7 protein-coding genes are annotated in these 9,648 nt (G+C 71.5%); 6 read left to right on the forward strand and 1 reads right to left on the reverse strand.

What is annotated here, in order from left to right; all coding sequences use genetic code 11:
- The first annotated feature begins 15 nt into the window (after positions 1-15).
- The 6 genes from ruvB (at position 16) to ACGF13_RS16280 (ending at position 8,017) form a co-directional block, all read left to right on the forward strand.
- Positions 16-1,086 (forward strand): Holliday junction branch migration DNA helicase RuvB, encoded by a 1,071-nt coding sequence (ruvB, locus tag ACGF13_RS16255; RefSeq protein ID WP_392874680.1) that lies wholly within the window; start codon positions 16-18, stop codon positions 1,084-1,086.
- A gap of 260 nt (positions 1,087-1,346) precedes the next feature.
- On the forward strand, positions 1,347-1,754 hold the full coding sequence (gene yajC / locus ACGF13_RS16260; protein WP_392874683.1) for a preprotein translocase subunit YajC: 408 nt from the start codon (positions 1,347-1,349) through the stop codon (positions 1,752-1,754).
- A gap of 146 nt (positions 1,755-1,900) precedes the next feature.
- Positions 1,901-3,703, forward strand: coding sequence for a protein translocase subunit SecD (gene secD, locus ACGF13_RS16265; RefSeq protein ID WP_392874686.1), 1,803 nt, complete (start codon positions 1,901-1,903; stop codon positions 3,701-3,703).
- 4 nt (positions 3,704-3,707) lie between these two features.
- Positions 3,708-4,811: a protein translocase subunit SecF gene (gene secF, locus ACGF13_RS16270; protein WP_392874689.1), complete on the forward strand. Its 1,104-nt coding sequence runs from the start codon at positions 3,708-3,710 to the stop codon at positions 4,809-4,811.
- Positions 4,812-4,858: 47 nt separating this feature from the next.
- Complete coding sequence (locus ACGF13_RS16275) at positions 4,859-5,410, forward strand: adenine phosphoribosyltransferase (RefSeq protein WP_392874692.1); 552 nt, start codon at positions 4,859-4,861, stop codon at positions 5,408-5,410.
- A 120-nt stretch (positions 5,411-5,530) separates the two neighbouring features.
- Complete coding sequence (locus ACGF13_RS16280) at positions 5,531-8,017, forward strand: RelA/SpoT family protein (RefSeq protein WP_392875771.1); 2,487 nt, start codon at positions 5,531-5,533, stop codon at positions 8,015-8,017.
- A 90-nt stretch (positions 8,018-8,107) separates the two neighbouring features.
- Here the strand turns inward: ACGF13_RS16280 and ACGF13_RS16285 are convergent, their stop codons facing one another.
- Positions 8,108-9,337: a DUF349 domain-containing protein gene (locus ACGF13_RS16285; RefSeq protein WP_392874695.1), complete on the reverse strand. Its 1,230-nt coding sequence runs from the start codon at positions 9,335-9,337 to the stop codon at positions 8,108-8,110.
- Positions 9,338-9,648: the final 311 nt, after the last annotated feature.

Raw genomic sequence — 9,648 nt, forward strand, 5'->3', positions numbered from 1 at the left:
CTGGAGCCCGCGAGGATGTACGACTCGGAACCCGCCGACCGGCTGGTCACGGCCGCCGCCGACGGCGAGGACCAGGCGGTGGAGGCGGCGCTGCGCCCCAAGCTGCTGGACGAGTTCATCGGCCAGGAGCGGGTGCGCGAGCAGCTGTCGCTGGTGCTCCAGGCCGCCCGCAAGCGCGGCAGCGCGCCCGACCACGTGCTGCTGAGCGGCCCGCCCGGGCTCGGCAAGACCACTCTGTCCATGATCATCGCCGCCGAGCTGGGCGCCCCTATCCGGATCACCTCCGGCCCGGCCATCCAGCACGCGGGGGACCTCGCGGCGATCCTCTCCTCGCTCACCGAGGGCGAGGTGCTCTTCCTCGACGAGATCCACCGGATGTCCCGGCCGGCCGAGGAGATGCTCTACATGGCGATGGAGGACTTCCGGGTCGACGTGATCGTCGGCAAGGGGCCGGGCGCCACCGCCATCCCGCTGGAGCTGCCGCCCTTCACCCTGGTCGGCGCCACCACCAGGGCCGGCCTGCTGCCGCCGCCGCTGCGCGACCGCTTCGGCTTCACCGGGCACATGGAGTTCTACGCCCCGGCCGAGCTCCAGCGGGTGGTGCACCGCTCGGCCACGCTGCTGGACGTGGAGATAGACCCGGCCGGTGCGGCCGAGATCGCCGGGCGCTCGCGGGGCACCCCGCGCATCGCCAACCGGCTGCTGCGCCGGGTCCGCGACTACTCCCAGGTCCGGCACGACGGCCTGGTCAACGCCGAGATCGCCGCCCAGGCGCTGGACGTCTACGAGGTGGACGCCCGCGGGCTGGACCGGCTGGACCGCGCGGTGCTGGACGCGCTGCTGCGGCTGTTCGGCGGCGGTCCGGTCGGTTTGTCGACACTCGCCGTCGCCGTGGGGGAGGAGTCCGAGACGGTCGAGGAGGTCGCCGAGCCCTTCCTGGTCCGCGAGGGCCTGCTCGCCCGCACTCCGCGCGGTCGGATCGCCACCGCGGCCGCCTGGCAGCACCTCGGCATGACTCCGCCGGTCCAGGCCACTCGCAGAGGTGTTCCGGCGCAGTCGGAGCTGTTCCCCGCCGACGAAGGTTGACCGCCATCGGCTGAACGGGTGAGATCGACGGGTCGGTTCCCGTCCGGTGCTCCCGTGGTGGCGTGGGGAGTGGCCCCGAGCGAAGTCCGGTGAAACTGTGCAGGCGGAGGGTCGCCACTTTCGGCGGCAGGATGCGATGCTTGGCGTTGTCCGATCGATTCGGGGTCGCCTAGACTCCGCCGGACCGCCCCTCTCACCTGACGGGCCGACCAATACCACACAGGCCGCCGGTCGGCGGCCCGTAAAGGACCCTGGCTGCAGTGAACCTCATCATCCTTCTCCTCCCGATCATCGCGATCGTGCTCATGTTCCGGTCGCAGAAGAAGCGCCAGCAGCAGCAGCAGCAGATGCAGACGGCGCTGGAGCCCGGGGCGGGGGTGCGCACCATCGGTGGCCTGTACGCCCAGGTGAAGGCGGTCAACGAGGAGACCGTCGAGCTGGAGATCGCGCCCGGCGTGGTCACCCACTTCACCAAGAGCGCCGTCGCGGCCGTCCTGGACCCCCAGGAGTACGACGCGATCATCAACGGCCGCCCCGCCGATGACGAGCTGCCCGAGCCGGAGGCCGAGGACGCCGACGCCGCGCCGGTCGAGGACAAGCCGCTGACGCTCACCAAGGACAGCGCCGCGAAGGGCGATGCCGAGGGCGGGGCTCCCGAGAGCAAGTAGTACGGCCGGGCAACCCGCTCGGCCGCGCGGCATCCGCCGCGAGCCCACAGGACCTCAGGGCCGCAGAACCGCCGTACCCCCGTCCCGACTATCGCCGGCCGGGGGTACGGCCGGGAAAGTGGCATGGACAGGGAGAAACGAGCAAGGTGGCAACACCCAAGTCGCGCCCGCGCGACGGCTACCCAGGGCGGGCGCTGGCCCTCATCCTGGTCGTCACCGTCGGACTGGTCGCCCTCATGTTCGGGACGGGCACCACCAAGCCCCGGCTCGGGATCGATCTCGCCGGTGGCACCAGCATCACGCTGACCGCGAAGTCGTCCGATCCCAAGGCTCTCACCAAGTCCAACATGGACATCGCCGTCGGGATCATCGAGCGCCGCGTCAACGGCATGGGTGTCTCCGAGGCGGAGGTCCAGACCCAGGGCTCGGACACGATCATCGTGAACATCCCCAAGGGCGGCGACCGGCAGAACGCGGCGGACCAGGTGGGTACCACCGCGAAGCTGTTCTTCCGCCCGGTCCTGGCCGTTGCCCCCAGCGGCATCTCCGCACCGGAGCCGACCGGCACCCCGTCCGCGGCCGCCACCGGCACCCCGGGCACCACGCCGGCCGCCACCCCCGCCGCCGGTGCCCCGTCCGCGGCCCCGAGCGCCACCAAGCAGGGCCGCCCCGCGAGCGAGGCGCTGGCCGCCGAGGGCGCCAGCCCGACCGCCGCCGCCACCGGTGCCGCACCCGCCGCCACCGGCAGCGCGGCCCCGGCCGCCACCGGCGCCCCGAGCACCCCGGCCGTCCCGCAGACCCCGGCCGACATCAGCAACGCGATGACCCAGGGCACCGTGCCGCCCGAGCTGGCCGCCGCCTTCGCCGCCCTGGACTGCTCCAAGCCCGACGTCCGCGCCGCCCAGACCGGCGCCGAGGACAAGGCCGTCGTCGCCTGCTCCCAGAAGGCCGAGAACGGCTACTACGAGAAGCTGGCCCTCGGCCCCGCGGCCGTGAAGGGCGCGGACGTCTCCAAGGCCCAGGCCAGCATCGACACCCAGACGGGTGCCGGCTGGCAGGTCCAGCTGCAGTTCAACGGCACCGGCACCGACGCCTTCGCCAAGGTCACCGGCCAGCTGGCCGCCCAGGCCCCGCCGACCAACCAGTTCGCCATCGTGCTGGACAACCAGGTGGTCTCCCACCCGCAGGTCAACGGGCCGATCCCGGGTGGCAGCGCGGTCATCACCGGCCGCTTCAGCCAGGCCGAGGCACAGGACCTCTCCAACGTGCTGAGCTACGGCGCCCTGCCGCTGGAGTTCGCCAAGAGCGACATCACCACCGTCTCCCCGGCGCTCGGCAGCGACCAGCTCAAGGCCGGTCTGGTCGCCGGCCTGATCGGCATGGTCCTGGTGGTCGCCTACTCGCTGATCTACTACCGCGGCCTCGGCCTGGTCTCGATCGCCGGTCTGCTCGTCTCGGCGGCCCTGACCTACTCGATCATGAGCCTGCTCGGCAACGCGATCGGCTTCGCGCTGAACCTGCCGGCGGTCTGCGGTGCGATCGTCGCGATCGGCATCACCGCCGACTCCTTCATCGTGTACTTCGAGCGCATCCGCGACGAGGTCCGCGAGGGCGCCCCGCTGCGCCCGGCGGTCCAGCGGGCCTGGCCGCGCGCCCGGCGCACCATCCTGGTCTCGGACTTCGTGTCCTTCCTCTGTGCCGCCGTGCTCTACGTGGTCTCGGTCGGCAAGGTCCAGGGCTTCGCGTTCACCCTGGGTCTGACCACCCTGCTCGACGTGGTGGTGATCTTCCTCTTCACCAAGCCGATGATCACGCTGTTGGCCCGCCGGAAGTTCTTCCTGAACGGCCACCCGTGGTCCGGCCTGGACCCGAAGCGGCTGGGCGCCCGCCCGCCGCTGCGCAGCAGCCGTCGCCGTAGCCCCTCCTCTGCCGCCGTGAAGGAGGCCTGACACCGTGTCACGCTTCTCCAACCTGGGCCACCGGCTCTACCAGGGCGAAGTCAGCTTCGACTTCGTCGGACGCCGTAAGCTCTGGTACTCCATCTCCGGCGTGATCGTGCTGGTCGCGGCGATCGGCCTGGCCATGGGCCTGCACCTGGGCATCGAGTTCAAGGGCGGCTCGGTCTACACCGTGTCCAAGCCCGGCCTGACGGTCTCCCAGGCGCAGGACACCGCCAACGGGGTCGTGTCCACGCACCCGCTGGTGCAGTCGACCGACAGCGGCAAGATCCGTATCCAGGTCAGCACCGAGGAGTCGAAGAGCTCGGACGAGATCCGCTCCGAGCTCTCGCAGAAGCTCGGCGTGCCGCTGGACACCGTCGAGGCCCAGGTGATCGGCCCCAGCTGGGGCAAGCAGATCTCCCAGAAGGCGCTCACCGGTCTGATCGTCTTCATGGTCCTGGTGACGGTCTACCTGGCGATCGCCTTCGAGTGGCGGATGGCGGTCTCCGCCCTGGTCGCCCTCATCCACGACCTCCTGATCACCATCGGCGTGTACGCCCTGGTGGGCTTCGAGGTCACCCCGGGTACGGTGATCGGCTTCCTGACCATCCTCGGTTACTCGCTCTACGACACGGTCGTCGTCTTCGACACCGTGAAGGAGAACACCAAGGGGATCACCAAGCAGAACAAGCTCACCTACAGCGAGGCCGCCAACGCCGGCCTCAACCAGACCCTGGTGCGCTCGCTCAACACCACCGTGGTGGCGCTGCTGCCGGTCGCCGCGCTGCTGTTCATCGGTGGCGGCCTGCTGGGCGCCGGCACCCTGAACGACATCTCGCTCGCGCTGTTCATCGGCCTCGCGGCCGGTGCCTACTCCTCGATCTGCGTCGCCACCCCGCTGCTGGCGCAGCTCAAGGAGGAGCAGCCGGAGATGAAGGCCCTGCGCAAGCGGGTCCTGCAGCACCGGGCCGCCGCAGCCGCCAAGGCCGAGGCCGCGGACGGTGCCGAGGCGGACGGGGAGCCGACGGACGAGGAGCAGCCTGCGGGTATGGTCGGACAGCGTGGCCGGTCGGCCGGCACCGCCCGTGCCAAGGGCCGTCCGTCCACCAAGCGCTGACCCCGGGCACGACCCAGGGGCCCCACCGGACCGTTAAGGACAGAACCGTGACCACCGTCGACACCGCACTGGCCGAGCTGCTGAACAGCCGGATCCGGGACGTCCCGGACTACCCGAAGCCGGGTGTGCTGTTCAAGGACATCGCGCCGCTGCTCGCCGACGCCGAGGCCTTCGGCGCCCTGACCGGCGCGCTGGCGGACCGGGCCAAGCAGCTCGGTGCGACCAAGGTGGTGGGCCTGGAGGCGCGCGGCTTCGTGCTGGCGGCTCCGGCGGCCTTCGCGGCCGGCCTCGGCTTCGTGCCGATCCGCAAGCAGGGCAAGCTGCCCGGCGAGGTGTTCCGGCGCTCGTACGAGCTGGAGTACGGCTCGGCGACGCTGGAGGTGCAGTGCGACGCCTTCGCTCCCGGTGAGCGGGTGCTGGTGGTGGACGACGTGCTGGCCACCGGCGGCACCATCGGCGCCTCGCTGGACCTGGTGAAGGAGGCCGGGGCCGAGCTGGCGGGCGTCGTGGTGCTGATGGAGCTGGGCTTCCTGGACGGCCGCGAGCGGCTGGCCGGGCACCTGGACGGCGCTCCGCTGGAGACGCTGGTCACGGTCTGACGGACACCTCGGGAGGACGGCGGTCGGAACATCCGACCGCCGTCCTCCCGTTTCCTGGCACGGCCGGATGAACACCCCGGCGCCCGGCTCGGTACCATGAAGATTCATCCCCTCCCGGTTCTGCCCGACCGTTCGGGTCCCGGCAGGGGTCGGCCCCGGTGCCCCGAGGAGTTGTCCTTGCCCGACGAGGTTGTGCCCACGGCCGCAGCGGCCACCCCCGAAAACCGTCCCACGCCCTCGGGGGCCACCCCGGCACGCCCGGCGCCGACCTCGTCGCGTTCGCTCGGCCCCTCCGGCCGCGGCTCCACCGGCGGCATGCGAGCCCGGCTGGCCCGCCTGGGCGGCCAGCGCTCCAGCGTGCTCAACCCCGTCCTGGAGCCGCTGTTCCGCTCGATCCGGGCCAACGACCCCAAGGCCGACCCGGCGCTGCTGCGCGACATCGAGAAGGCGTACGCGGTCGCCGAGAAGTGGCACCGCGGCCAGAAGCGCAAGAGCGGCGACCCGTACATCACCCACCCGCTGGCCGTGGCGACGATCCTGGCCGAGCTCGGCATGGACGCCCCGACCCTGATGGCCGGGCTGCTGCACGACACCGTCGAGGACACCGACTACGGCCTGGAGACCCTGCGCAAGGACTTCGGCGACTCGGTGGCCCTGCTGGTGGACGGCGTCACCAAGCTGGACCGGGTCAAGTTCGGCGAGGCCGCGCAGGCCGAGACCGTCCGCAAGATGGTCGTGGCGATGGCCAAGGACCCGCGGGTCCTGGTGATCAAGCTGGCCGACCGCCTGCACAACATGCGCACGATGCGCTACCTCAAGCGGGAGAAGCAGGAGAAGAAGGCCCGCGAGACGCTGGAGATCTACGCCCCGCTGGCGCACCGGCTGGGCATGAACACCATCAAGTGGGAGCTGGAGGACCTCGCCTTCGCGATCCTCTACCCCAAGATGTACGACGAGATCGTCCGGCTGGTCGCCGAGCGCGCCCCCAAGCGGGACGAGTACCTGGCGACCGTCATCGACCAGGTCCAGGCGGACCTGCGCGGCGCCCGGATCACCGCCTCCGTCACCGGCCGGCCGAAGCACTACTACTCGGTCTACCAGAAGATGATCGTCCGGGGCCGGGACTTCGCCGAGATCTACGACCTGGTGGGCATCCGGGTCCTGGTCGACACCGTCCGCGACTGCTACGCGGCGCTGGGCACCATCCACGCGCGGTGGAACCCGGTGCCGGGGCGGTTCAAGGACTACATCGCGATGCCCAAGTTCAACATGTACCAGTCGCTGCACACCACGGTGATCGGTCCTGGGGGCAAGCCGGTCGAGCTGCAGATCCGCACCTTCGACATGCACCGGCGGGCCGAGTACGGCATCGCCGCGCACTGGAAGTACAAGCAGCGCGCGGTGGCCGGGGCGTCCAAGGTGCGTACCGACACCCCGACCCAGGTCCGCAAGGACGACAAGGCCGGCGCCGTCAACGAGATGGCCTGGCTGCGGCAGCTGCTGGACTGGCAGAAGGAGACCGCCGACCCGGGCGAGTTCCTGGAGTCGCTGCGCTTCGACCTGGCCAGCAACGAGGTCTTCGTCTTCACCCCCAAGGGCGACGTGATAGCCCTGCCGGCCGGGGCCACCCCGGTCGACTTCGCCTTCGCCGTGCACACCGAGGTCGGCTACCGGACGATAGGCGCCCGGGTCAACGGGCGGCTGGTGCCGCTGGAGTCGACCCTGGAGAACGGCGACACCGTCGAGGTGTTCACCTCCAAAGCGGAGAACGCCGGCCCGTCCCGGGACTGGCTGGGCTTCGTCAAGTCGCCGCGTGCCCGCAACAAGATCCGCGCCTGGTTCTCCAAGGAGCGCCGTGAGGAGGCGATCGAGCACGGCAAGGAGGCGATCGTCCGGGCGATGCGCAAGCAGGGCCTGCCGATCCAGCGGATCCTGACCGGTGACTCGCTGGTCACCCTGGCCCACGAGATGCGCTACCCCGACATCTCCTCGCTCTACGCCGCGATCGGCGAGGGCCACGTCGCCGCGCCGAACATCGTGCAGAAGCTGGTGCAGGCGCTCGGCGGCGAGGAGGGCGCGACCGAGGACCTGGCGGAGACCGCCACCCCGACCCACGACAACCGCCGCGCGGTGCGCCGCCGGGCCAAGGGCGACCCGGGTGTGATCGTCAAGGGCGTCGAGGACGTCTGGGTCAAGCTCTCCCGCTGCTGCACCCCGGTGCCGGGCGACCCGATCGTCGGCTTCGTGACCCGCGGCAACGGCGTCTCGGTGCACCGCGCCGACTGCGTCAACGTGGACGCGCTGAGCCAGCAGCCGGAGCGCATGATCGACGTCGAGTGGGCGGCCACCCAGTCCTCGGTCTTCCTGGTGGCCATCCAGGTCGAGGCGCTGGACCGCTCCCGGCTGCTCTCGGACGTCACCCGGGTGCTGTCCGACCAGCACGTCAACATCCTGTCGGCGGCGGTGCAGACCTCCCGGGACCGGGTGGCGATGAGCCGCTTCACCTTCGAGATGGGCGACCCGAAGCACCTGGGCCACGTGCTCAAGGCGGTGCGCGGCGTCGAGGGCGTGTACGACGTCTACCGCGTCACCTCCGCCCGCAAGTAGCGGTGCCGCCCCGTCCTGGGGCGGCAAGAGCGCGGAAGGCCCCCCGGGAGTGCTCCCGGGGGGCCTTCGCCGTTCGGCGGGTCAGGGCGATCAGCCGCTGAACTCCTCCTGGCTCTTGTGCGCCTGGTCCAGCAGGGTCCGCACGCCGGCCAGCTCGGACTCCAGCTTGGCGACCTTGGAGGAGTTGCCGGCCGCGCGGGCCTTGTCCAGGTCGGTCTGGATCTTGTCGGCCTTCGCCTGGAACAGGCCCACCATGCCGGCCGCGCGGGCCTTGGCCTCCGGGTTGGAGCGCTTCCACTCGGCCTCCTCGGCCTCGCGGATGGCCCGCTCGACCGTGTTCAGCCGGCCGTCCAGCTTCGGACGGACCTCGCGCGGCACGTGGCCGATGGCCTCCCAGCGCTCGTTGACCTCGCGCAGCGCGGCCTTGGCGGCCTTGAGGTCGGTGATCGGCAGGATCGCCTCGGCCTCGGTGGCCAGCGTCTCCTTGAGCTTCTGGTTCTCCACCTGCTCGGCGTCCCGCTCGCTGAACACCGAGGAGCGGGCCTGGAAGAAGACGTCCTGGGCGCCGCGGAACCGCGCCCACAGCTCGTCCTCGATGTCCCGCTGGGCCCGGCCGGCGGCCTTCCAGCGCGCCATCAGGTCGCGGTAGGAGGCGGCGGTGCTGCCCCACTCCGTGGACGAGGACAGCGCCTCGGCCTCGGCGACCAGCGACTCCTTGGTCTGCCGGGCCTTCTCGCGCTCGGCGTCCAGGGTGGCGAAGTGCGCCTTGCGGTGCTTGGAGAAGACCGAGCGGGCGTGCGAGAAGCGGTGCCACAGCTCGTCGTCGCTCTTGCGGTCCAGCCGCGGCAGGCCCTTCCAGGTGTCCACCAGGGCGCGCAGCCGGTCCCCGGCCTCCCGCCACTGGGTGGACTCGGCGAGCTGCTCGGCCTCGGAGACCAGGGCCTCCTTGGCCGAACGGGCCTCGTCCTGGGCCTTGGCGCGAGCGGCCTTGCGCTCCTCGCGCCGGCTCTCGATCTCACCGGCGAGCGTGTCCAGCCGCTTGGCCAGGCCCTCCAGGTCGCCGACCGCGTGCCCCTCGACCACCTGGGCACGCAGGTGCTCCAGCGCGGTCTGGGCGTCCTTCGCGGCCAGGTCGGTGGTGCGCACCCGCTTCTCCAGCAGGCCGATCTCCACCTCGATGCCCTGGTACTTGCGCTCGAAGTAGGCGAGGGCCTCCTCGGGCGAGCCGGCCTGCCAGGAACCGACGACGCGTTCACCGTCGGCCGTCCTGACGTAGACCGTGCCCTGCTCGTCCACACGGCCCCACGGGTCGCTGCTCATAGCGCGTCCTCCACATGACGTCGCGCCCGCGCCGGGGCGGCGCGCGTCCGTCGTCCACAGTTGATGTGCGACGGACCGAAAGAGTCCGCCGTCCCCGTCCGCCGTGCCTTGCTGCCGAGGGTGACGGCTAGGCGGGTCCGGGCACCCTATACAACGCCAACATAGGCGACCAGGACCGGTGCTGTCCGCATCCGGGCCGGGCGATTTCGGTCCGGGGCCGTGGGGGGGGGGGGGGGGGCGGCGCGCCCCCCCCCCCCCGGCGGGGGGGGGGGGGGAAGCGCCCCCCGCCGGGGTCTCGGTGGTGTGGGCGG

Origin of the sequence: Kitasatospora sp. NPDC048286, assembly GCF_043201735.1 — a bacterium.
In the GTDB taxonomy this organism is placed as follows: Bacteria; Actinomycetota; Actinomycetes; order Streptomycetales; family Streptomycetaceae; genus Kitasatospora.